This window comes from Micromonospora globosa, assembly GCF_000717585.1.
Lineage (GTDB): Bacteria > Actinomycetota > Actinomycetes > Mycobacteriales > Micromonosporaceae > Micromonospora > Micromonospora aurantiaca.
This window is the reverse complement of record NZ_JNZR01000017.1, coordinates 119532-142531: the sequence shown is the minus strand read 5'-3', so window position 1 is coordinate 142531 and position 23000 is coordinate 119532. Positions and strand designations below refer to the sequence as shown.

At 72.4% G+C, this 23000-nt stretch carries 24 protein-coding genes; 12 read left to right on the top strand and 12 right to left on the bottom strand.

What is annotated here, in order from left to right; genetic code table 11:
- Window positions 1-14: 14 nt before the first annotated feature.
- The 6 genes from IF06_RS0117055 to IF06_RS0117035 form a co-directional block, all read right to left on the bottom strand.
- Complete coding sequence (locus tag IF06_RS0117055; RefSeq protein ID WP_030272148.1) at window positions 15-1067, bottom strand: hypothetical protein; 1053 nt, start codon at window positions 1065-1067, stop codon at window positions 15-17.
- 129 nt (window positions 1068-1196) lie between these two features.
- Window positions 1197-1535 carry a DUF1416 domain-containing protein gene (locus IF06_RS0117050; protein ID WP_013288819.1) on the bottom strand — a complete coding sequence of 113 codons (339 nt, stop codon included), beginning with the start codon at window positions 1533-1535 and terminating at the stop codon, window positions 1197-1199.
- Window positions 1535-2383: a sulfurtransferase gene (locus IF06_RS0117045; RefSeq protein WP_013288820.1), complete on the bottom strand. Its 849-nt coding sequence runs from the start codon at window positions 2381-2383 to the stop codon at window positions 1535-1537. Before IF06_RS0117045 ends, IF06_RS0117050 begins: the two co-directional genes overlap by 1 nt.
- A gap of 206 nt (window positions 2384-2589) precedes the next feature.
- On the bottom strand, window positions 2590-2667 hold the full coding sequence (locus IF06_RS34875; RefSeq protein WP_311202345.1) for an Ms5788A family Cys-rich leader peptide: 78 nt from the start codon (window positions 2665-2667) through the stop codon (window positions 2590-2592).
- Window positions 2668-2762: 95 nt separating this feature from the next.
- A complete protein-coding gene (locus IF06_RS0117040; RefSeq protein WP_030272146.1) occupies window positions 2763-3545 on the bottom strand; it encodes a DUF2993 domain-containing protein in 783 nt (260 codons plus the stop codon).
- Window positions 3546-3624: 79 nt separating this feature from the next.
- Window positions 3625-4674: a hypothetical protein gene (locus tag IF06_RS0117035; protein WP_013288822.1), complete on the bottom strand. Its 1050-nt coding sequence runs from the start codon at window positions 4672-4674 to the stop codon at window positions 3625-3627.
- 245 nt (window positions 4675-4919) lie between these two features.
- Here IF06_RS0117035 and IF06_RS0117030 point away from each other — a divergent pair, with 245 nt between their 5' ends.
- The 7 genes from IF06_RS0117030 to pstB all read left to right on the top strand — a co-directional run bounded on the left by IF06_RS0117030 (window position 4920) and on the right by pstB (window position 11996).
- Window positions 4920-5639 (top strand): winged helix-turn-helix transcriptional regulator, encoded by a 720-nt coding sequence (locus tag IF06_RS0117030; RefSeq protein WP_176739763.1) that lies wholly within the window; start codon window positions 4920-4922, stop codon window positions 5637-5639.
- Window positions 5640-5789: 150 nt separating this feature from the next.
- A complete protein-coding gene (locus IF06_RS0117025) occupies window positions 5790-6644 on the top strand; it encodes a polysaccharide deacetylase family protein (protein WP_013288824.1) in 855 nt (284 codons plus the stop codon).
- Window positions 6645-6711: 67 nt separating this feature from the next.
- On the top strand, window positions 6712-7650 hold the full coding sequence (gene mshD, locus IF06_RS0117020) for a mycothiol synthase (protein ID WP_030272143.1): 939 nt from the start codon (window positions 6712-6714) through the stop codon (window positions 7648-7650).
- 233 nt (window positions 7651-7883) lie between these two features.
- Entirely contained in the window at window positions 7884-8987 is a 1104-nt protein-coding gene (gene pstS / locus IF06_RS0117015) for a phosphate ABC transporter substrate-binding protein PstS (protein ID WP_013288826.1), read from the top strand.
- Between the two features lie 41 nt (window positions 8988-9028).
- The gene (gene pstC, locus IF06_RS0117010; RefSeq protein ID WP_013288827.1) at window positions 9029-10114 is read left to right on the top strand and encodes a phosphate ABC transporter permease subunit PstC; all 1086 of its coding nucleotides are present in this window, start codon (window positions 9029-9031) and stop codon (window positions 10112-10114) included.
- Complete coding sequence (gene pstA / locus IF06_RS0117005; protein WP_030272142.1) at window positions 10111-11199, top strand: phosphate ABC transporter permease PstA; 1089 nt, start codon at window positions 10111-10113, stop codon at window positions 11197-11199. Before pstC ends, pstA begins: the two co-directional genes overlap by 4 nt.
- A gap of 20 nt (window positions 11200-11219) precedes the next feature.
- Window positions 11220-11996 carry a phosphate ABC transporter ATP-binding protein PstB gene (pstB, locus tag IF06_RS0117000; protein ID WP_013288829.1) on the top strand — a complete coding sequence of 259 codons (777 nt, stop codon included), beginning with the start codon at window positions 11220-11222 and terminating at the stop codon, window positions 11994-11996.
- A gap of 71 nt (window positions 11997-12067) precedes the next feature.
- On the opposite strand, the gene IF06_RS0116995 is transcribed toward pstB, so the two are convergent.
- Entirely contained in the window at window positions 12068-12895 is an 828-nt protein-coding gene (locus tag IF06_RS0116995; protein ID WP_013288830.1) for an NUDIX hydrolase, read from the bottom strand.
- Between the two features lie 277 nt (window positions 12896-13172).
- On the opposite strand from IF06_RS0116995, the gene IF06_RS34395 reads away from it, so the two are divergent.
- Both IF06_RS34395 and IF06_RS0116985 read left to right on the top strand, forming a co-directional pair.
- Window positions 13173-13310 carry a hypothetical protein gene (locus IF06_RS34395; protein ID WP_232236700.1) on the top strand — a complete coding sequence of 46 codons (138 nt, stop codon included), beginning with the start codon at window positions 13173-13175 and terminating at the stop codon, window positions 13308-13310.
- Window positions 13311-13434: 124 nt separating this feature from the next.
- Window positions 13435-14403 (top strand): Gfo/Idh/MocA family protein, encoded by a 969-nt coding sequence (locus IF06_RS0116985; RefSeq protein ID WP_030272139.1) that lies wholly within the window; start codon window positions 13435-13437, stop codon window positions 14401-14403.
- 43 nt (window positions 14404-14446) lie between these two features.
- Here the strand turns inward: IF06_RS0116985 and IF06_RS0116980 are convergent, their stop codons facing one another.
- The 3 genes from IF06_RS0116980 to IF06_RS0116970 all read right to left on the bottom strand — a co-directional run bounded on the left by IF06_RS0116980 (window position 14447) and on the right by IF06_RS0116970 (window position 17182).
- Window positions 14447-15451: an inorganic phosphate transporter gene (locus IF06_RS0116980; protein ID WP_013288833.1), complete on the bottom strand. Its 1005-nt coding sequence runs from the start codon at window positions 15449-15451 to the stop codon at window positions 14447-14449.
- 4 nt (window positions 15452-15455) lie between these two features.
- On the bottom strand, window positions 15456-16082 hold the full coding sequence (locus tag IF06_RS0116975; RefSeq protein WP_013288834.1) for a DUF47 domain-containing protein: 627 nt from the start codon (window positions 16080-16082) through the stop codon (window positions 15456-15458).
- Between the two features lie 149 nt (window positions 16083-16231).
- A complete protein-coding gene (locus IF06_RS0116970; protein ID WP_013288835.1) occupies window positions 16232-17182 on the bottom strand; it encodes a PPK2 family polyphosphate kinase in 951 nt (316 codons plus the stop codon).
- A 187-nt stretch (window positions 17183-17369) separates the two neighbouring features.
- Between IF06_RS0116970 and sigJ the strand changes: the two genes are divergently transcribed.
- Window positions 17370-18323, top strand: coding sequence for an RNA polymerase sigma factor SigJ (gene sigJ / locus IF06_RS0116965; protein ID WP_013288836.1), 954 nt, complete (start codon window positions 17370-17372; stop codon window positions 18321-18323).
- Between the two features lie 6 nt (window positions 18324-18329).
- On the opposite strand, the gene IF06_RS0116960 is transcribed toward sigJ, so the two are convergent.
- Window positions 18330-18836: a DUF402 domain-containing protein gene (locus IF06_RS0116960; protein ID WP_013288837.1), complete on the bottom strand. Its 507-nt coding sequence runs from the start codon at window positions 18834-18836 to the stop codon at window positions 18330-18332.
- A gap of 124 nt (window positions 18837-18960) precedes the next feature.
- On the opposite strand from IF06_RS0116960, the gene IF06_RS0116955 reads away from it, so the two are divergent.
- Window positions 18961-21102 (top strand): ATP-dependent DNA helicase, encoded by a 2142-nt coding sequence (locus IF06_RS0116955; protein WP_030272137.1) that lies wholly within the window; start codon window positions 18961-18963, stop codon window positions 21100-21102.
- 52 nt (window positions 21103-21154) lie between these two features.
- On the opposite strand, the gene IF06_RS0116950 is transcribed toward IF06_RS0116955, so the two are convergent.
- Window positions 21155-22429, bottom strand: a complete 1275-nt coding sequence (locus tag IF06_RS0116950) for an AI-2E family transporter (protein ID WP_030272135.1) — start codon at window positions 22427-22429, stop codon at window positions 21155-21157.
- Between the two features lie 172 nt (window positions 22430-22601).
- Between IF06_RS0116950 and IF06_RS0116945 the strand changes: the two genes are divergently transcribed.
- Window positions 22602-22949 (top strand): GroES family chaperonin, encoded by a 348-nt coding sequence (locus IF06_RS0116945; protein WP_013288840.1) that lies wholly within the window; start codon window positions 22602-22604, stop codon window positions 22947-22949.
- Window positions 22950-23000 lie beyond the last annotated feature (51 nt).

Below are 23000 nucleotides of genomic sequence, written 5' to 3'. Positions count from 1 at the left end.
CCTCGGCACCTCGCTCAGACCGGCTCCGACCGGCGGGACAGCAGCCACAGCAGGTAGAAGGGGCGCTGTCGCAGCTCGCCGCGACGGTCGGCGTACTGGTCGGCGGCGAGCACGGCGGAGAAGAACCCGCCCGCGCCCAGCATGCCGAGCACCGGCGCCAGATGGGTGCCCTCGACCGCCACCAGCGTCGCCGCGACAGTCGCCACCGCCGCCCCTGCGGCCTGCACGGCCGAGCGCCGGGCCACCCGGGCGACCTCGGCCCGGGCCGCCCGCACCCCCTCCTGGATCTCCGCGTCGAGCTTCACGAGCTGTACCAGCGCGCGGTCCGGGTCGGTGTCGACCTCCAGCATCCGGCCTCGCAGGTACGCCTGGGTCGCGGCGAGCGCGTCGCCCTCCTGGGTCAGGATGGCGCAGTAGTCCCGCAGCGACGTGCCCTCCAGCATCGGCAGGTCGAGCTGGAGCAGCGGGGTGACCAGCCGCGCCTTCACCGGATCCCCGCTCGGCACGTCGACGACCCGATGCCCCTTGACGATCAGGTCGAGCGTGCGGTCCGGGTTGTCGCCCAGCTCGATCCGGCCTGATGTGTCGAACAGCGACGAGGTGGACTGTGCGTCCGGCGCGCGCGACTCCAGGTGGCTGCGGCGGAAGGTCTGCGGGAAGTAGACGAGCTGGCCCAACTCCAGCAGCGGCGCGCAGTCCCGCAGGTACGCGCCGAGGCGGCCCAGGTCGTCGCACTCGGCGAAGAGCTGGTCGATCCGGATGTCCTCGTACCGGCAGCGCGGCCCGCAGTGGTCCGGGTCCTCGCCGCACCTCTTGCAGATCTCCCGGTTGACCAGATAGCGGTGCTCGCCGCCCGGCTGGGACAGGACCAGCTTCGCCGTGACGAGCGTGGCCCGCTTGGTGAGGAACGACAGATCGGTGTCGAGGCTGGCCACCGAGACGTCGAACGGGCGCCGCCGGCCGGACGCGTCGGTGCGCTGGAGTTCGCGGACGACCTCCTCGCCCCGGTTGCCGTCGATGAAGTCGATCAGATAGCGGCGGGCGTGGGCAGCGGCGTCGTCGAGCACCTGATCCCCCTCCGGCGCGTCCGGGGCGCACCGCCGTCCAGCCTGCCAGCCACGGGCGAGCCGCACAGTCGCCGGAACGGCTCGTGGCCCGCCACCCGGGTGGGCGGCGGGCCACGATCAGAGCGTGGGTCAGGCGGCGACCGAGACGGTCACCTCGTTGATCCCGCGGGCCGCGGACACGGCGGTGTCGCCGTTGCCGTGGCGGGACAGCGCGCGCAGCGTCCAGGACCCCGGCGCGGCGAAGAACCGGAACTGCCCGGCCGCCGACGTCACCACCTCGGCGGTGAACTCGCCCGTCGAGTCGAGCAGGCGCACGTACGCGCCCGGCACGACCTCACCGGACTCGGCCAGCACGCGGCCGGTGATGACGGTCTCCTTCTCCAGGTCCAGGCTCGCCGGGAGGGGGGCGGACTGGTCCGGCGCGGCGCAGCCGGCGGCAGCCGTCGAGGCGGCGGAGGCGGCGGTCATCAGGCCTCCCCGGGCTCGTCGCCGAGCGCCACCGGAACGCCGACGAGCGAGCCGTACTCGGTCCAGGAACCGTCGTAGTTCTTCACGTTGCGGTGCCCGAGCAGCTCCTGGAGCACGAACCAGCTGTGCGAGGAGCGCTCGCCGATCCGGCAGTACGCGATCGTCTCCTTGCCGTCGTCCAGCCCGGCGTCGGCGTAGATCTTGCGCAGCTCATCGTCGGACTTGAACGTGCCGTCCTCGTTGGCCGCCTTGGACCACGGGACGCTGATCGCGGTCGGGATGTGGCCGGCCCGCTGCGCCTGCTCCTGCGGCAGGTGGGCGGGGGCGAGCAGCCGGCCGGCGAACTCGTCGGGGCTGCGCACGTCGACCAGGTTCTTGGTGCCGATCGCGGCGACCACCTCGTCGCGGAACGCGCGGATCGAGGTGTCCGGCTCCTGCGCGACGTACTGCGTCTTCGGCCGCTCCACCACGTCGGTGACGAGCGGACGGGCGTCCAGCTCCCACTTCTTGCGGCCGCCGTCGAGCAGCTTCACGTCGCCGTGGCCGTAGAGCTTGAAGTACCAGTACGCGTACGCGGCGAACCAGTTGTTGTTGCCGCCGTACAGGATCACGGTGTCGTCGTTGGCGATGCCCCGGTCGGACAGCAGCGCCTCGAACTGACTCTTGTTGACGAAGTCCCGGCGGACCTGGTCCTGCAGGTCGGTGCGCCAGTCGAGCTTGACGGCGCCGGCGATGTGCCCGGTGTCGTAGGCCGAGGTGTCCTCGTCGACCTCGACGAAGACGACGCCCGGGGCGCCGAGGTTCTTCTCGGCCCACTCGGCCGAGACGAGTGCGGTGTCGCGACTCATCAGATCACTCCCTGGTGAGGATGGTTTGGTGAGTCTGCGCGTGGAGATCGATGTCGATGGTTGTCGCACCACACGCGGACCCTGAGCTAGGAACGGATCACGGGTACGTGCGACGGCGCCGCTGCCGGGCGTTGAGGAGGGGGAACCGGGAAAGGTTCGTGGACCCTGGGTGGCCGCCGTTCAGGCGGCCGGAGACAGCCCCGCCGTCAGATGACGGGGCGACACAGGCAGGTGGCCACGCGGCACAGGTCGACCGCGCGCCGTTTGGTGAGGAGGGTCCCCATGGGCAGGGAGATTACCAGCCGAGGCGACAGCTGCCACCAGGCCGACCAGCATCCGGGACGGCAGGCCCGCTCCCCGGACCGGCCGTGTGCGGCTTTCAGCCGGCTGAATTGATGGGCACGTTCGCCGCGTCCGCCGTGACCACCAGGCCCTCCGGCTTCGGCTCCACCTTGCGCAGGTTGAGCTGGAACGGCAGCTCCGGCAGCGGCACGTCGATCGAGATGCCCTGCGCGTACCGGGTCAGCGCGGCCCGCGCCAGCGGCACGTTCGGCAGGCCGTCGGCGGTGAGGTCGTTGAAGCGCAGCGCCACCTTGTTGCCGGCCACCGTGACGTCGGCGGTGCCGTTGACGGTGAGCTTGATGCCGAGGACGTCCACCGGGGCGGTGACGGCGAGCTTGCCGTTGCGCTCGCCCAGCGTCAGCCCGGGCCGGTCCAGCAGCTTGGCCAGGCTCTCGTAGGTGACGGTGCCCCGCCCGTCGACGCTCTCGGCCACCACGTCGCCCCGGCCGGAGCGCAGCGTGTCCAGCGAGGCGGTCACGTTGCGCGCGTCCACGTCGAGCTTCGGCACCTCGACCGCGTCGCCCTGCACGTCGCCGCGCACGTCGGTGAGCTGGATCGAGATGCGCTCGTACCGGCCGTCGAGCACCTGGGTGAGGAACGGGAAGCCACCCACCTCGACCTGCGGCGCGGCGGACTGCGCGTCCTGCTTGGCGATCTCCTGCCGGACCTGGTCGGCGATGGCGCGCTCGGCCACGCCGGCGGCCACCCGGTCGGCGACCACGAGCAGCCCGGCCAGCACCAGCAGCAGGACGAGGAAGCCGATCAGCACCTTCCGGCCCCGTCGCCGGGGTCGGCCCTCCGCCGGATACGCCTCTGCCACGCCGCCTCCAGTCCTCGCCGCCGTCACCGCGCCTCGCGGCGCAACCGTACTTACCCGAGGCGAATCCTCCCCAACCGCGTCACAGGAACAGCACGCACATGGCGTACGCGGCGGGCGCGGCCAGCGCGAATCCGCCCAGCGGTCCCTGCATGTGCCGGGCCACCCACATCGTCGGCGGTTCACCGGCCATCAGGCGGCCCGCCTCGGCGTACCCCACCGCGAGGTCGGCCAGGACGGCGGTGGCCGCGCTGACCACCCCGACCAGGGCGGCGCTGGTCGGGGTGAAACCGACCAGGTAGCTGCCGAGCACGGCACTGGTGAGGGTGCCGATCATGGCGCCGGCGACCACGCCCGTCGCGCCGCGCGGCACCTGCGGGGCGAGCCGTGGCCACGGCGCGACCGCGTCGGTGAGCCGGGCGACGAGCAGCGCCACCCCGGCGGCGGTGAGGCAGACAGTGATCGCCTGGGTGCCCTTGGGGATCCGGCTGAGCACGATGAGCGTGGCGAAGGCGACCACGCCCACGACGATCAGCAGGGTGCCGCCGAGCGAGTCGGTCACCCGGACCCGGTCCACCCGCCGCACGAGCTGCCCCAGCACGGCCAGCAGGAGCCCGGCTGCGGCGGCGTAGCCGAGCGGGGCCAGGCCGGCGATGTCCGACTGCACGGCGGCGACGTCGGCGATCACCGCCGTCGCGGCGCTGACGAGCGCGACGACGAGCAGTGCGGGCGGTCGCATGGCCATCGTCCAGGCCAGCACGAACAGGAGCTGGACGCCGAAGATGATCGCCGCGAACGGAAGCCGGTGCCCGGGGCCCGAGGTCTGCGCGCCGAGCACCAGGCCGACGCCGAGCAGCGCGGCGAAGCCGGCGACGGTGAGCGCCAGGGGGCGGCGGACCGGGACCGGAGGCACCTCCTCCTCGGGCTCCTCGTCGGATTCGTCGTCGGGACGCCGGCCGGGACCGCCCTTGCGCAGCCGGCGCGGGCCCTTGCGCTCCGGCCGCTCGCCCTCCTCGTCGGCGGGGCCGGTGCGCGGGGCGGGCGGGTAGCCACGGGCGGGGCCGGACGGCCCGGCGGACGGGTCGTCGGCCCACGGTTCACGACCGGTGTCGCGCGAGGTGGAGGGAAACACGCCCCGATCGTGCCAGACCCGGGCGGCTCGGCGGAGGTCCCGGTTTCGACGACGTTAAAACCTGCGCCGCGATCGAGGGCAGAAAGGGCAAACGGTAAATCGCGCGAAGGTGACGGCCGGTCCATCGGTTACGCTCAGGCCGTTACCCGCCCGTCGACGACGCCGGGACCCACGCAAGTTCACAGTGCCGCCCGCACCCGGGCGTGTCGCTGGTCGCGCGCGGCCGGAAGGCCGCCGGGACGGAGGTGATCGTGGAGCTCCTGCTGCTCGTGACCGCGCGGGCCGGTGAGCCGTCGGCGGTGTTGCCGGCACTCGACCTGCTGCCGCACTCGGTTCGCACCGCACCCCGCGACGTCCGCACGCTGGTCTCCGGCCCGACCCCGGACGCCGTCCTGGTGGACGCCCGCTCCGAGCTGAGCGAGGCGCGGGCCACCTGCCGGATGCTGCACGCCACCGGGCTCGGCGTACCGCTCGTCGCGGTCGTCACCGAGGCCGGGCTGATCGCGCTCAACGCGGACTGGGGCGTCGACGACGTGATCCTGGCCGGCGCCGGGCCGGCCGAGGTGGAGGCCCGGCTGCGGCTCGCGGTCGGCCGGCTCAGCAACGCCACCGCCGGCGCCGGCGGCTCGATCCGGGCCGGCGAGCTGAACATCGACCCGGACACGTACGCCGCCAAGCTGAAGGGCCGGCCGCTCGACCTCACGTACAAGGAGTTCGAGCTGTTGAAGTTCCTGGCCCAGCACCCGGGGCGGGTGTTCACCCGGGACCAGTTGCTGCGCGAGGTCTGGGGCTACGACTACTTCGGCGGCACCCGGACGGTGGACGTGCACGTGCGGCGGCTGCGCGCCAAGCTCGGCTCGGAGTACGAGTCGATGATCGGCACCGTCCGCCAGGTGGGCTACAAGTTCGTCGTCCCGCCGTCGCGCTCGCTGCCGGAGCCGGAGCCCGCCCCGCTGCCGGTCTGACCGCCCACGCCCCACCCCGCTAGAGGGCACTTTTCTTATATGCCCTTTTTGCCCGATCAGTCAGCCATATTCTGGCTGCCGGAATTGTCGGGCTAAGGGGGCGACGGTGCGTGCGGTGACCACGGGGGCGACGAACGGCCGGTGCCGCTGATGCGGGGCTCCACGCTGCGCGCCGCCGGGCTCGTGACAGTCGTACTGGCCGGCCTGCTCGGATCCGCGTTCGCGCTGGGCCGCAGCCTGGTGCCCGACCCGCATCCGTCGGCCGCCGGAGTCGCCACCACGCTCAACGGGCCGCGCTACGGCGAGCAGCCACCCAGCACCGACTTCCCGGGCGGCACGGCCAGCCCACGGCCGAGCCCCGACGCCGCACCGGACGCCGCACCGGTCGAGCCCGGCGGCGACGGCCCGTACGGCGCCCTGGTCGCCACCGGCTCCTCCCAGGTCGCGCTCACCTTCGACGACGGCCCCGACCCCCGCTGGACACCGCAGGTGCTCGCACTGCTGGCCCAGTACGGCGTACGGGCGACCTTCTGCGTCGTCGGCGAGAACGTCGAGGCCCACCCGGACCTGGTCCGGTCGATCGTGGCCGAGGGCCACACGCTGTGCAACCACTCCTGGAACCACGACGTCAACCTGGGCAAGCGAGCCCCGGCGACGATCCGGGCCGACCTGCTGCGCACGAACGACGCGATCCTGGCCGCCGCGCCCGACGCGCGGATCGCGTACTACCGCCAGCCCGGCGGGGCCTGGACGCCGTCCGTCATGTCGGCCTGCGCCGACCTGAGTCTCACCCCGCTGCACTGGAGTGTGGACCCGTCGGACTGGAAGGCGCCGGGCGCCACCACCATCGAGGCGATGGTCCGCTCGCAGATGGGGCCCGGCGCGATCGTGCTCATGCACGACGCGGGCGGGGACCGGTCCGGCACCGTCAGCGCGTTGCAGCAACTCCTGCCCGAACTGCTGGCCCGGTTCGAGCTGGAGGCGCTGCCCGTCGGCAGCCCGTGACGAGCGCCACCGATCGCCGTCGTCGTCCGACGGGAACCGCGGCCCGCCTGCCGCTACCGTGACTCAGATGAGCAGCACCGAGCCGACGAGTGGTGCCGGGGCCGACGGGATCGACCGGGCGGACCGGCTGACGCCGGACGAGGTCGCCGAGGTGCTGGCGCTGGCCCGCGCCGCCGGTGACGCCGACGGCGCCGACCCGCTCGACGAGCACGTGCTGCTACGGCTGCGCGACCCCGAGGCGCCCGCCGTGCACCTCACCGCCCGGACCACCGAGGGCACCCTCACCGGGTACGCGCACCTCGACACCACCGCCCCGGCCGAGGGAGTCGGCGTGGAGATGGTCGTGCACCCGGCGTACCGGCGGCGTGGCTCCGGCCGGGCGCTGGCCCGTGGCGTGGTGGCCGCCGCGTCCGGACCGCTGCGCGCCTGGGCGCACGGCGACCACCCGTCGGCCGCCGCACTGGCCGTCGACCTGGGCTTCTCCCGGGCGCGGGTGCTCTGGCAGATGCGCCGTCCGCTCACCGCCGAGCTGCCGGCACCGGTCGTACCGGAGGGCGTGACGCTGCGCGCGTTCCGCCCCGGCGAGGACGACGAGGCCTGGCTGGCGGTGAACAACGCCGCCTTCGCCCAGCACCCGGAGCAGGGCAAGTGGACGCTCGACGACCTGCGCGTCCGCATCGCCGAGCCGTGGTTCGACAGGGCCGGATTCCTGCTCGCCGTCGACTCCGCCACCGGGCGGCTGCTCGGCTTCCACTGGACCAAGGTGCACGAGCAGCAGGGCTCGGCCCGCATCGGCGAGGTCTACGTGCTCGGCGTCGACCCGTCCGCGCACCGGGGCGGGCTGGGCCGGGTGCTCACCGCCGCGGGCCTGACCCACCTGCGCGACGAGCGCGGGCTGGACCGGGTGATGCTCTACGTGGACGAGAGCAACACCGCCGCTGTGGCGCTCTACGAGCGGCTGGGCTTCGCGCACTGGTCCGCGCACGTCAACTACCAGCTCGGCTGAGCGCTCGCCGGCCCCGGAAATTCGCCACAAAGGCGATAGCGGGCTGCTAGTTCACGAAATGGACAACCCCTCCTCAGCGTACGGCCACCTCGTCGGCTGAACGTGTTCACCGCGCGTTCACTTACGTCCGGCGAACCGTCCACCTGGCCCTCCTACCTTTCGTGTCAGCCGGTCAGCGCCGGCCCCCGGCACTCCGGGCGACCTGACCAAAGACGTGAAGGGAAACCCCTCAAGTGAAGCTCCAGCGGCACGGCGCCATCGCCTGTCTCGCTCTTACCGCGGTTCTCGGTCTCAGCGCCTGCGGCTCGGACAACAACGAGCCGGCCGGTGCCTCCGCCTCCGGTTCCGCCGCCGCGGTGGACTGCGCGACGGGCACGCTGAACGCGCAGGGCTCCTCCGCCCAGAAGAACGCCATGGCCGAGTGGATCAAGGCTTACCAGCAGAAGTGCGCCGGCACCACGATCAACTACGAGCCGAGCGGCTCGGGCGCCGGCATCCAGGCCTTCATCGCCGGCACCGCCGACTTCGCCGGCTCGGACTCCGCCCTCAAGCCGGAGGAGCAGCCGCAGGCCGACGCCAAGTGCACCGGCGGCCAGGCGCTCAACCTGCCGATGGTCATCGGCCCGGTCGCCGTCGTCTACAACGTCAGCGGCGCGGACAACCTCCAGTTCAGCCCGGCCACCCTGGCGAAGATCTTCGCCGGCAAGGTGACCAAGTGGGACGACGCGGCGATCAAGGCCGACAACCCGGACGCCAAGCTGCCGTCGACCGCGATCCAGGCGGTGCACCGCTCGGACGAGTCGGGCACCACCGACAACTTCACCAAGTACCTCTCCAAGACCGCCGAGGCGGACTGGACGCTCGGCAACTCCAAGGCGTGGAAGGCCCCGGGCGGCGTCGGCGCGGCCAAGTCCGACGGTGTGGCCAGCAAGGTCAAGAGCACCGACGGCACCATCAGCTACGTCGAGTGGTCGTACGCCGAGAACTCCGACCTGAAGATGGCGAAGATCAAGAACGGCAACGGCGAGTTCGTCGAGCTGACCGGCGACTCGGCCGGCAAGACCATCGCGGGCGCCAAGTTCGAGGGTCAGGGCAACGACCTGAAGATGTCGATCGACTACAACACCAAGGAGGCCGGGGCGTACCCGATCGTCCTGGCGACCTACGAGATCGTCTGCAGCAAGGGCCTCGCCGCCGACAAGCTGCCGCTGGTCAAGGGCCTGCTCGGCCACGCCGCCAGCGCCGAGGGGCAGAAGGAGCTCGTCGAGCTGGGCTACGCGCCGCTGCCCGAGACCGTCCGCACCAAGGTCGAGGCCGCGGTCAAGAGCCTCTCCTGACGCTCTGACCGACACCTCCTCAACACGAAGCGAGCGAGCAGATGGGTGACACCCCTCACCGCTCGGCCCACGCCGGCACCGGCGGGAACCCCGTGACCACGAGTCACGAGCGACCCGCCGGTGCCTCGGCGCGTGTGGCCGAGCGCCCCGGTAACCCGGGCCGCCCCGACGGTGGCCTCGGCGGCGGCGGCGCCCTCCCCCGGGCCCGCGCCTTCGGCGCGGAACGGGCGTTCCGCGGCCTGACCCTGGCCGCCGGCACCACGGTCCTGGTGGTCATCGCGGCCATCGCGATCTTCCTGATCGCCAAGGCCGTCCCGGCGCTGCGGGCCAACACCGAGTCGTTCTGGACGTTCGAGGGCTGGTTCCCGAACGACGACCCGCCGCAGTTCGGCATCGGCGCGCTCGCCTTCGGTACGGTCCTGAGCTCGCTGCTGGCGCTGCTCATGGCGGTGCCGGTCGCGCTGGGCATCGCCCTGTACCTGTCGCACTACGCGCCCCGGCGGCTCGGCAACGCCCTGGGCTTCCTGATCGACCTGCTGGCCGCCGTGCCGAGCGTCGTGTTCGGCCTCTGGGGCCGGGACTACTTCGCCCAGCCGGTCGCCGACCTGTCCGCGTGGCTGAACAGGTACTTCGGCTGGATCCCGATCTTCGGCGACGGCCCGTACGGCAACTCGATCCTGCTCGGCTCGGTGGTGCTCGCCATCATGGTGCTGCCGATCGTCACCTCGCTGTCCCGCGAGGTGTTCCGGCAGACCCCGACCGCCAACGAGGAGGCCGCGCTCGCGCTCGGCGCCACCCGCTGGGAGATGATCCGCACCGCGGTCCTCCCGTACGGGCGGCCCGGCGTCATCGCCGCGGTGATGCTCGGCCTGGGCCGGGCGCTCGGCGAGACCATCGCGCTGGCGCTCACGCTCGGCTCCACGTACGCCATCTCGTTCAACATCCTGCAGAGCGGCGGCAACTCGATCGCCGCGAACATCGCCAACCGGTTCGCCGAGGCGAACGACACCGGCCGGGGCGCACTCATCGCCTCCGGCCTGGTGCTGTTCGCGATCACGCTGATCGTCAACATCACCGCGCGGGCGATCATCCACCGGCGGCGCGAGTTCACGGAGTCGGCCGCATGACCACTACCCTCACCCCCCGCCGCCCGCGCCCGCCGGCCCAGCCGGCCACGCTGCGGGCGAGGCGGCTTCCCGCGTACGCCGCTCCGGCCATCGCCGTCGCGGCGCTGCTGCTCGCGGCGGCCCTGGTGTACGGCGCCGGCATCGGCGGCCCGGTCCTGGTCGTGGTGGTCGGCGCGCTGCTCTACCTGGCCGGTCTCTTCGTCGCGGCGAACGCGGTGGAGGGACGCCGGTCGGCCCGCAACCGCACCTGGAGTGCGCTGATCCACTCCGCGTTCGTGCTGGCGGTGCTGCCGCTGGCCTCGGTGGTCTGGACGCTTGTCAGCAAGGGCTCCGAGCGGCTGGACGCCAACTTCTTCGGCACCTCGATGAACAACATCGGCTCGCGGGACGCCAACGGCGGCGCGTACCACGCGATCGTCGGCACGTTGCAGCAGGTGGGCATCGCCACCCTGATCACGGTGCCGCTCGGCGTGCTCTGCGCGATCTACATCGTCGAGTACGGCCGGGGCCGGTTCGCGTTCACCATCCGCTTCTTCGTGGACGTGATGACCGGCATCCCGTCGATCGTCACCGGCCTGTTCGTGCTGGCCTTCTGGGTGCTGGTCGTCTCGCCGTGGTTCAACGACGGCCGGCCGGGCTTCTCCGGCTTCGCCGCCGCGCTGGCGCTGAGCGTGCTGATGCTGCCCACAGTGGTCCGCTCCACCGAGGAGATGCTCCGGCTGGTGCCGGCGCCGCTGCGCGAGGGCGCGTACGCCCTGGGCGTACCGAAGTGGAAGACCATCCTGCGGGTCGTGCTGCCGACCGCGCTGCCCGGCATCGTCACCGGCATCATGCTCGCCATCGCGCGGGCCGCCGGTGAGACCGCCCCGGTGCTGCTCGTCGCCGGCGGCGGCGCGGCGATCAACTTCAACCCGTTCGAGAACAACCAGTCGTCGCTGGCCCTCTTCGTCTACCAGCAGGCCGGCGAGGCGTCGAAGTACTCGCCGGCACGGGCGTGGACCGCGGCGCTGACCCTGGTCGCCCTCGTCCTCGTCCTCACCGTCGCGGCGAAGTTGCTGGCCCGTCGTAACCGGCTCGGCCGATGAACCCCGGAGGTACCGCCACCATGGCCAAGCGCATCGAAGCCACGAACGTGACCGCCTACTACGGCGGGTTCAAGGCGATCGAGAACATCAACCTGACCGTCGAGCCGAAGACCGTCACCGCCCTGATCGGGCCGTCCGGCTGCGGCAAGTCCACGTTCCTGCGGTCGATCAACCGGATGCACGAGGTGCTGCCCGGCGCCCGGGTCGAGGGCAGCCTCACCATCGACGACCAGGACATCTACGACCGCGACGTGGACGTCACGGCGGTCCGCCGGATGATCGGCATGGTCTTCCAGCGGCCGAACCCGTTCCCCACCATGAGCATCTTCGAGAACGTGGTGGCGGGCCTGCGGCTCAACGGCGTGCGGCGCAAGTCGATCCTGGAGGAGGCGGCCGAGCGGGCGCTCCGCTCGGCGAACCTGTGGGACGAGGTGAAGGACCGCCTCGCCAAGCCCGGCGCGGGCCTGTCCGGCGGTCAGCAGCAGCGGCTCTGCATCGCTCGCACCATCGCTGTCGAGCCGCAGGTGGTGCTGATGGACGAGCCCTGCTCGGCGCTGGACCCGATCTCCACGCTGGCCATCGAGGACCTGATGTTCCAGCTCAAGGACAAGTTCACCATCATCATCGTCACGCACAACATGCAGCAGGCCGCGCGGGTGTCGGACCGGACCGCCTTCTTCTCGATCGAGAAGACCGGCGACCCGGGGCGCCTGATCGAGTACGACAACACCCAGAAGATCTTCAGCAACCCGAGCCAGAAGAAGACCGAGGACTACATCACCGGCCGCTTCGGCTGAGGTGTAAGGAGGGGGCCCCTGTTAACGCCTCCGGTAGAGGAAGGGGCCCCTCTTAACACCGCCGGCCGAGGTCAGCTCAGGCGGAAGCGGGGCTCGGCACCGTCCAGGCCGTCGATGTGGGGCAGGATCGGCGTACCCGGCTCTCGCTCCGCCGCGGCGCGGGCCACGCCGGCGAGGTCGCCCGCGGCGGCGACCTCGGCGAGCGTGACCATGGTGGGCGGCAGCATGGTCAGCTCGCCGGCCTCGGTCCGGGCCAGGGCGTCGGCCGGGCGCAGCCACAGCGTGTGGTCGGCCTCGCCGGAGACGTCCCGGGTCCGCTGCCCCTCGGGCAGCAGGGCCACGAAGAAGTACGTGTCGAAGCGGCGCGGCTCGAACTCCGGGGTGATCCACCGGCTCCACGGCAGCAGCAGGTCGGACCGGAGCGTCAGGCCCCGACCGGCCAGCAGGTCCGCGAAGCCGACCCGCCGTCCCTCCAGATCCTGCCGGGCCGTCTCCCAGTCGTCGCCGCTCACGTCGCCGACCACGGTGTCCGGGTCCGGCCCGGCGAGCAGCACGCCCGCCTCCTCGAAGACCTCGCGGGCGGCGGCGCACACCACTGCCTGCGCGGCGGCCGGGTCGAGCCGGAGGCGCTCACCCCACGCCGCCGGGTCCGGGCCGGCCCAGCCGAGGTGCGCCTCCGAGTCGGAGCGGTCCACCCCGCCGCCGGGGAAGGCGTACATGCCGCCGAACGTCATCGCCGCCACCCGGCGGATCATGTAGACCTCGAAGCCGTCGCCGGCCGGGCGGAGCAGCAGCACGGTGGCGGCGACCCGGGGTACGGCTGGTACGGCGCCCTCGGCCTGGAACCGGCGGGCGTGCTCCACCAGGGCGGGGGGTGCGGCGAAGCCGTCGATCGTCATGCGCCGAGCCTAGTTCGCGACGGGCGGCCCGGCCCGGCGGCGGCCGGGCGGAGACGCACGCCGCCTCACCCACACTCCCCGACCGCGCCGTCTGGTCACGATGCGTAGTTTTCGGCCCCGGAGCAACAGACACCCCTCTGCCGCCTTTGCTCTGCAGCCAGATCCGCATCGGCAACCGTCCGTGATCGGTGCGCATGAGGCTGCAGAGCAAAGTCGGCGAGAGGTAGTCAGTCCAGCTCGCGCCAGCGCCGACTTATGTCCGGTTGATCGCTTTTCGGTGCCTAGCTTCGACGAGGAGGAGGGCGGCAGCCGTCACTCTGCGCAGTCTTCACGCTACGTGTTCACCGCGAAGCGGCACGACGTCAAGCTGTTCAACGTCATGGTCCACGTGCTGACCGAGACCAGCCGACGCTGACGGTGCGTCGGGCGATGATCGAACGGGCCGCCCGGGCCGCCGCCGACACCCACGGCACCGCCTGACGTCCCGACGGGTGGATCACCCTGCCGGCCCCGGAGCGGGAAGGGATAGCGTGCCCGGCATGACGCGTTGGGGAATCCTGGCCACCGGAAACATCGCCGCCCGCTTCGCCGAGGATCTGCGGCTGGTGCCGGACGCCGAGCTGGTCGCGGTCGGCTCGCGTACCCGGGAGAGCGCCGAACTGTTCGCGCGCCGGCACGACGTGCCGCGGGCGTACGCCTCGTGGGCGGAACTGGCCGCGGACCCGGACCTGGACGCGATCTACGTGGCGACGCCGCACGCCGCGCACCACGAGGCGGCGCTCGCCTGCCTGGCCGGCGGCAGGGCCGTGCTGGTGGAGAAGCCGTGCACGCTGGACCTGCCGACCACCACCGAGCTGGTGGAGACGGCCCGCGCCCGAGGGCTGTTCCTCATGGAGGCCATGTGGATGCGGACGAACCCGCTGATCCTGCGGGTGCTGGAGCTGATCCGGGACGGCGCGATCGGTGAGGTGACGCACGTACGGGCGGACTTCGGCGTGGCCGGCCCGTTCCCGCCGGAGCACCGGATGCGGGCCCGCACGCTCGGCGGCGGCGCGCTGCTGGACCTCGGCGTCTACCCGCTGAGCCTGGCCCACCTGGTGCTCGGCGTGCCGCAGCACGTGCAGGCATGGGCCAAGCTGACCCCGGAGGCGGTGGACGAGAACACCGGCATGGTGCTCGGCTGGGACTCCGGCGCCGTGGCGACGCTCAGCTGCGGCATGGTCGGGGCGACAGAGATCTCCGCGTCGATCACCGGTACGACCGGCCGGATCGACCTGCCCGAGCTGTTCTTCCGGCCCGCGCACGTGGTGCTGCACCGGGCCGGCGCCGAGCCGGAGACGATCCCGGCGGACCTGACCGGCGGCGGTTACCAGTACGAGGCGATCGAGGTGCAGCGCTGCCTGGCGGCCGGGCTGACCGAGAGCCCGCTGGTCCCGCACTCCGCCACGCTCGAGGTGATGGGCCTGATCGACGACATCAAGGCCCGGATCGGCGTCTCCTACGCGTGAGGGGTCCCCCGCCACGGCGGGGAACCCCTCGGCGTCAGGTCACTCAGAACAAGGGCCGGACCAGTAGGTACGCGAGGCAGGCGATCGCGGCGGCGGCCGGGAACGTGATGATCCAGGCGATCACGATGTTGCCCGCCACGTTCCAGCGCACCGCGGAGAGCCGTTTCGTCGCGCCCACACCCATGATCGCCGAGGTGATCGTGTGCGTGGTGGAGATCGGTGCCTTCAGCACCAGCGCGTTGAAGTAGAGCACCGCGCTGGCCACGGTCTCGGCTGCGAAGCCCTCGGCCGGGCCGAGGTCGATGATCTTCCGGCCGAGCGTCCGGATGATCCGCCAGCCGCCCGCGTACGTGCCGGCGGCCAGCATCGCGGCGGAGGTCCAGAAGACCCAGCCCGGGATGTGCGTCTTGCTCTCCTGGAAACCGCCGGTGTAGAGCGCGAGCACGATGATGCCCATGGTCTTGGCGGCGTCCTGCATGCCGTGGCCGACCGACATGGCGGCGGCGGACGCGGTCTGCGCCCACCGGAAGCCACGGCTGAGCTTGCCGGGCTGGCCCTTCCGGAACAGCCACATGATCGCCAGCATCATCAGGAAGCCGAGGATCAGGCCGACCACCGGCGAGAGCACCATCGGGATGAGGACCTTCTCGATGATGGTGCCCCACTGGACGATGCCGTCGGCGGCGAACAGGGTGGCGCCGACCAGGCCGCCGAAGAGGGCGTGCGAGGACGAGGACGGCAGGCCGAAGTACCAGGTGATCAGGTTCCAGATGATCGCGCCGAGCACGCCGGCGAAGACCACGCCGAGGCTCTCCACCCCGGTCGGCAACGTCACCAGCCCGTCGCCGACCGTCTTGGCCACCCCGGCGCCGAAGTGCGCACCGACGAAGTTGCCGACGGCGGCCAGCGCGAGCGCGATCCGGGGGGTCAGCGCCCGGGTCGAGATGCTGGTGGCGATCGCGTTGGCCGCGTCATGGAAGCCGTTCGTGTAGTCGAACGCCATGGCGACCGCGATCACCGCCAGCACGGCGATGAGTTCGGGTGTCACTGGATCAGGACTCCTTGACCGCGATGGTCTCGACGGTGTTGGCGACGTGCTCGAAGGCGTCGCAGGCGGCCTCCAGCTCGTCGGCCACCTCCTTCATCTTCAGCACCGTGAGCGCGTCGTACTCACCGGAGAAGAGGCGGACCAGCAGCATCCGGTACGCCTGGTCGCCGTCGTTCTCGAGCCGGTTGCACTCGATCCAGTAGTCCTCGAGATCCTTCATCGACTTCAGCCGGGGCATCGCCTCGGCGGTGAGCTTGGCCTGCAGGTCGAGCACGTTGACCAGCTCGTGCAGCTCGCGCGGGAGCGACGGGAGCTTGGTCAGGCCGTACAGGTAGAGCAGGTTGCCGACCGCCTCCAGGTGGTCCATCACGTCGTCGAGCAGCGAGCCCAGCCGGTAGATGTCCTCCCGGTCGAACGGCGTGATGAACGTGGAGTTGATCTTCTTGTACAGCTCGTGCGTGATCTGGTCGCTGTCGTGCTCGATGTCGGTCAGCCGCTCGCTGATCGACTGCACGTCGGCACCGGGCAGACCCAGCTCGTTGAGCAGTTCGGTCCCCTTCACCAGGTTCTGCGCGGCCCTGGTGAAGAGCTCGTAGAAAGCGCCCTCGGTGGGACGGAAGGAAAACTTCACAGCACGGACCTCGTCGTGTCGGTGGAAGGGTGGCCGTCGCCCCCCGGGCGTCTGCTCTGCGCATGCTAGGGACCGCGCCGAACCCACTTTCGATCGGCCCACCCCTGGTCAGGCCCGATTCACCGCTCGTTCACCTTCCGTTCACCTGATCACGGACGGCGCTGGCTCCGTAACCGGTCACGCTCCCGTTCGACGTCGAAATCGGCAGGCGGATACCCCAGATCCAACCCGCCGAACGTCTCCCGCAGCAGGTGGGCGACCGCCCAGTCCCGGTACCACTTGCGGTCCGCCGGCACCACGAACCAGGGCGCGGCGTCCGTGCCACAACGCTCCAGAGCCTCGGCGTACGCGTCCTGGTAGTCGCCCCAGCGTGCCCGGGTGTCCAGGTCGCTGGGGTTGAACTTCCAGAACTTCGTCGGGTCGGTGAGCCGCTCCATCAGTCGCTCGCCCTGCTCGGCGTACGAGATGTGCAGCATGACCTTCACCACTGTGACCGCCTGCTCGGTCAGTTCCCGCTCGAAATCGTTGATGATCGCGTACCGGGACCGCCAGGTCGCCTCGTCGACCAGCCCTTCGACCCGGGCGATGAGCACGTCCTCGTAGTGGGAGCGGTTGAACACGCCCACGTACCCGGGTGGCGGCAGCGCCCGGCGTACCCGCCACAGGAAGTCGTGCCGCAACTCCTCCTCGGTCGGCGGCCCGAACGAGCGGATGTGCAACCCGAGCGGGTTCATCGCGCCCGCCACCCGCTTGACCGTGCCGTCCTTGCCACCGCAGTCCATCGCCTGGAGCACCAGCAGCACCCGGCGCGGCCGGTCGCCGTCCAGCCCGGCGTCCGCCTGCGCCGGCGCGCTGGTGGCGCTGCCCGGCCCGGCGGCGCCCTGCGCGGAGGCGTACAGCATCTCCTGCTGCCGCCCCAGTTCCGCGCCGATCAGCTCGACCTGGGCCCGCGCCCACTCCTTGCGCGCCGGCCCGTGCCCGGCCGCCACCGGAAGCCCCGGCGTCGACCGGGGATCGACAGCCGCCAGATCGACAGTGCCCGGCCCCACCCGAAGCAGTTCCCGCATAGGCCCGCCGTCGGGCCCCACCACCTCACTCATCCCCCGATCCTCACCCCCGGAGCCGTTCCCCGCCCGCCCCGCCCCGTCGATCTTGCAGTTGCGGCCCCTGGTACGCCCGGAAAGCACCGTTTGCCGGGGCGGCAAGTGCAAGATCGGCGAGGGTGGGCGGGGTGCCGGCGAGGGTGGGCGGGTGCCGTGACGGGCGGTGGGGCGGGAGAATGAGGGGGTGGACGAGCTTGCGGGGGAGTTCGAGGCGGAACGAGGGCGTCTCCTGGCGGTCGCGCAACGGATGCTGGGCAGCCGCAGCGAGGCCGAGGACGCGGTGCAGGAGACCTGGCTTCGCTTCTCCGGCGCGCTGAGCGACCCGGGGGAGCGCGCCCGCGTACGCGATCTGCGGGGCTGGCTCATCACCACCTGTTCCCGGATCTGCCTGGACGTGCTCCGCTCCGCCCGGGTGCGCCGGGAGGCGTACCCGGGTCAGTGGCTCCCCGAGCCGATGGTGACAGCGGCGCCGGCGGCGGACGGGTTCGCGCCCGACCCGGCCGAGCGGGCGGTACGGGCCGACCAGCTCGGCACCGCGCTGCTGGTGGTGCTGGAGCGGCTGACGCCGGAGCAGCGGGTGGCGTTCGTGCTGCACGACGTGTTCGCGGTGCCGTTCTCCGACGTGGCGGACGTGCTCGCGGTGACACCGGAGGCGGCCCGTCAGCTGGCGTCGCGCGCCCGCCGGGCGGTGCACGGGCCGGACGCGCCCCGGCACAGCGCCGACCTGGCCGAGCAGCGGCGGGTGCTCGCCGCGTTCGCCGCTGCGGTGGAGTCGGGTGAGCTGGAGCAGCTGGTCCGCGTGCTCGCCCCGGACGTGGTGTCGATCGGCGACGCCGGCGGCCACTTCCCGGCCGGTCGCCGGCCGGTGGTCGGTGTGGAGTCGGTCGGCCGCCTGCTGCTCGGCCTCTACGGCCAGGCCCGGCAGCGGGGTGGCCTGCGCGGACGCCCGGTGCTGGTGGACGGCACGCTGGGATGGCAGACGGAGTTCTTCCACCGGGACGGGCGAACCATTCGGATGGTCACCTCGTTCGCGATCCACGAGGGGCGGGTCACCGGCGTGTTCAACCAGCTCAACCCGGCCAAGGTCGGCGAGCTGCCGCCGCTGGGGCCGGACGCCGCCTGGCCGCCGCGCTGGTGAGCCGGCTCAGACCACCAGTGCGAGCCATTTCCGGTACGACGTGGCGAACGGCTCGGTGCCGTCGCCGAGCGCGCCGAGCAGCCAGCGGGACGCGGCCTCGGCCTCGGTGACCACGTCGTCCGGGTAGCCCCAGCGGGCCCGGTGCACGGCGAACTCGTCCTCGTCGCGCAGCTCGACCAGGCCGGTCTCGCGGCGGCGCACCACGTCCAGGTCGAGGTCGATCAGGTGGACCGTCTCCTCGCCCTCCCAGCGGGCCGGGGTGGCGATGTCGCAGTAGACCTCGCTGGTGCGCGGCGGCGGGTTGAACATGCCGGTCCACCAGCCGTGGTGCGGCACCAGCAGGACGAACGGGATCTGCTCGACCGACGGGCGGCCGTGGTAGACGGACTCGGTGCCGGCGGGCACGCCGAGCCAGACGCCGAGATCGTCCTCGGCGAGCCGGCGGGCCGGGTAGTCGCGGTGTGCGCTGCCGTCGTACTTGCGGTAGATCACGCGGACCACATCGCTCGGCATGCCTGGCACCCTAACCGATTCCGGCCACGCCACGCGATCGGGAGGTAACCGGACGCGACCCGCCGTCCCGCCACGCCGTCGGAGCGGCCGGACCCCCGTCGGTGCCGGCGGGTACGGTCGCACGGTGACCCCGTCCCGCACCGCCACCGGCCCGGCCGTCCCGAAGAAGCGCCGCAAGGGCCGCGCCGGTGCCGGGGAGTTGCTGACCGCCGCGGTGGGCGCGGTTCCGGGTGGCGCGGCCCGGCCGGGTCAGCAGCAGATGGCCGAGGCGATCGAGCACAGCATCGCCTCCGGCGAACATCTCCTGGTGCAGGCGGGCACGGGCACCGGCAAGTCCCTGGCGTACCTCGCTCCGGCGCTCACAGTGGACGGGCCGGTGGTGGTCTCCACCGCCACACTGGCGTTGCAGTCCCAGCTCGTCGAGCACGACCTGCCGAGGCTGGCCGACGCGGTCGAGCCGGTGCTGGGCCGCCGCCCGACCTTCGCCGTGCTGAAGGGCCGTCACCACTATCTGTGCCTGGCCCGGCTGGACAGCTCGGTCGAGGACGAGCCGGACGACGCGCTGTTCGACGCGCCGCACTCCGGCAACGGCGGCACCAAGTGGCTCGGTGAGGCGGGCCGGCTGGGCAAGCAGGTGCAGCGGCTGCGCGACTGGGCCGAGGAGACCGCCACCGGCGACCGCGACGAGCTGGATCCGGGCGTGGACGACCAGGTGTGGCGCAGCGTCTCCATGCCGGCCCGGGAGTGCGTGGGCGCCAGCCGCTGCCCGTTCGGGCAGGAGTGCTTCGCGGAGGCGTCCCGGGCGCGCGCCCGCGAGGCCGACATCGTGGTCACCAACCACAGCCTGCTCGCCGTCGACATGCTCGCTGGGCGGCACATCGTGCCGCCGCACAGGCTGCTCGTGGTGGACGAGGCGCACGAGCTGGCCGACCGGGTCTCGTCGGCTGCCCAGGCCGAGCTGGTGCCGGAGCTGATCGACAGATCCACCCGGCGGGCGCGGCCGCTGCTGCGCCCGGACGTGGCCGAACGGCTCACCGAGGCCGGTGACGCGCTCGCGGTGGGGCTGGCCGAGGCGCCGGCCGGGCGGCTCACCGCCGGTCTGCCGCCCGCGCTGCGCGAGGCGTGCATCTTGCTGGACTCGGCGACCCGGGCCGCGCTGGAGGGGATCGGCGACGTGAAGGCCGACGACCCCGATCCGGTACGCAAGCAGCAGGCCAAGGCCGTGCTGGACGAGCTGTCCACCACCGCCCAGCGGCTGCTGGAGGAGGCCGACCACGACGTCGCCTGGGTCGAGAAGCCGGACAACGGCAGTCGCCGGGCGCTCGTCGTGGCGCCGCTGTCGGTGGCAGGCACGCTCGCCACCCACCTGTACGACGAGCGCACAGTGGTCGCCACCTCGGCGACGCTGGCGCTGGGCGGCCGCTTCGACACCGTGGCCCGGGCGCTGGGGCTGGACGCGCCTCCGCCCGCCCCGCCGTCACCGGCCGCCGCCGCGATCGCCACCGCCGCCGCCGCGGGCCGTTCCCCGGTCACGCCGGTGGCCGCCGCCGAGGGCAGCCGCGCGTCGGTCGGCACCGTCCCCGCGACCGAAGGGCCGGGCTGGAGTTCGCTCGACGTCGGCTCGCCGTTCGACTACGCCCGGCAGGGCATCCTGTACGTCGCCGCGCATCTCCCCCGCCCCAGCGTCTCCGGGTTGCCCGGACCGGCAGGTGAGGAGCTGCTGGCGCTGGTCGAGGCGCTCGGTGGTCGTACCCTCGGGCTCTTCTCGTCGCGACGGGCCGCGCAGCAGGCCGCGGAGCTGGTCCGCGCGCGGACCGACCTGCCGGTGCTGCTCCAGGGCGAGGAGGCGCTGCCGCTGCTGGTGCGCCGGTTCCGCGAGGTGCGGGAGAGCTGCCTGTTCGGGGTGATGTCGCTCTGGCAGGGGGTGGACGTGCCGGGCGACGCCTGCCAGCTCGTGGTGATCGACAGGTTGCCGTTCCCCCGTCCGGACGAGCCGCTCGCGGCGGCGCGGGCGGCGGCTGTGGACGCCGGTGGCGGGTCCGGTTTCGCGGCGGTGAGCGTGCCGATCGCGGCGGTCCGGCTGGCCCAGGGTGTCGGCCGGCTGATCCGGGCCACCGGCGACCGGGGCGTGGTGGCGGTGCTCGACTCGCGGCTGGAGACGGCACGCGGGTACGGCCCGTTCCTGCGCCGGTCGCTGCCGCCGTTCTGGTACACCACCCGGCCGGAGGTGGCCCGGGGCGCGTTGGAACGGCTCGCCAAGAGCTGACGCCCGCGCCTCCCCGGGCGGGGTGACGCGGGCGTCGGCAGGTCTTGCCGGGTCAGGGCGCCTGGGAGGCGACCACCACCGCGTCCGGTGGGGTGTCCGGCACGGTACGCGCGGCGAGCCGGCGCACCGCGGTGTTGAGGACGGCGATCAGCGGCACCGCGACCAGCGCGCCGGCGATGCCGGCGAGCACCACACCGGCGGCGATGCCGATGATCACGGCGAGCGGGTGGATGGCCACCGCGCGGCCCATGATCAGCGGCTGGAGCACGTGGCCCTCGACCTGCTGCACGCCGATCACCGCGCCCAGGATGATCAGGGCGGTCACCGGGCCGCTGTCGACGAGCGCCACCAGCACGGCCACCACGCCGGACAGGAACGCGCCGACGATCGGGATGAACGCGCCCAGGAAGACCAGCGCGGCCAGCGGGAACGCGAACGGGATGTCGAACAGCACCAGGAAGATGCCGATGCCGACCGCGTCGATGAACGCCACGAGGACGGTGGCCCGCACGTACGCGCCGAGCGTCGCCCAGGACGCGCGACCGGCGTCGTCGACCTTCCAGCGGGCGGCCACCGGCAGCAGCCGGACCAGGAACCGCCAGATGTTGTTGCCGTCGCGCAGGAAGAAGAACGTGGCGAACAGGACCAGGACGGTGCCGGTGAGCACCTCGGCGAGCGTGGCGGCGGTGCTTATCGCACCGCTGGTGAACCGCTCGGTGTTGCCGTTGATCCAGTTCTGCGCCTCGTCGATGTAGCGGTTGAGCTGGCTGTCGGACAGGTGCAGCGGGCCGGTCTTGAACCAGTCCTGGATCTGGCGTACGCCCTCGGAGGACTTCTGGCTCAGCTCCGGTACGCCCTTGATGAACTCGTTGACCACGAGCGTGAGCGTGCCGACGACAGCAGCCAGGCCGCCGACCAGCACCACTGCTGTCGCCAGCGAGCGGGGCAGCCGGGCCCGGAGCAGCCAGCCGACCGCCGGGGCGAGCAGCGCGGAGAGCAGCAGCGCGACGGTCAACGGGATGATCACGATGCTGATGGTGCCGACGATCCTGAGCAGGGCCCAGGTCACGATGCCGATCACGATCAGGCGCCAGCACCACGCGGCGGCGATGCGCAGCGCGTGCGGCACCTCCGTGTCGTCCCGGCTCACAGTCGAGGAGTGCAACGCCGCCGGCGACGCGGCGCCCACGACCACCGCCTCCGGCGCGGCGGGTGGCCCCGGCGCGGCGGGCGAGGCCACTCCGGCGTCCCCGGTGTCCGCGGCGGCCCGCCGGGTCCGGGCCGCCTCCCGGCCCGACTCGTACGCGCGGCGGAGCCGTCCGCGCATCCGCTCGAAGCGGCTCAAGCGCACCTCCGGCAAAATCAGCCCCACCAGGTCGCAGGGGGCACAGGATACGTCCGTACGCCCCACCCTAGGGCGACTCGGCCACACATTGCCCGCCCGGCGCTCTCGCCAACCACGCCGGGATCGACCGACGGGCACGCGGTAGCGTCTTCGCGTGACCGCCGACCAGAGTCTCGACGCCGGGCTGCCGATCCGCCTGCTGCACGACCGCGTGCTGGTGCGTACCGAGGGTGCGGAGGGGGAACGCCGCTCCACCGCCGGCATCGTGATCCCCGCGACGGCAGCCGTGGGCAAGCGGCTGGCCTGGGCCACGGCGGTCGGCGTGGGGCCGAACGTCCGCGCGATAGTGGCCGGTGACCGGGTGCTGTTCGACCCGGACGACCGCTCCGAGGTCGAGCTGCACGGACGGGCGTACGTGCTGCTGCGCGAGCGGGACGTGCACGCCGTGGCGGCCGAGCGGGTGGAGAGCACCGCCGCCGGCTCCACCGGTCTCTACCTGTAGGTCCTTACCTGTTGCCGCGCTCCGGTGCCGGTCGCTCTGCGGCGGTGCTGT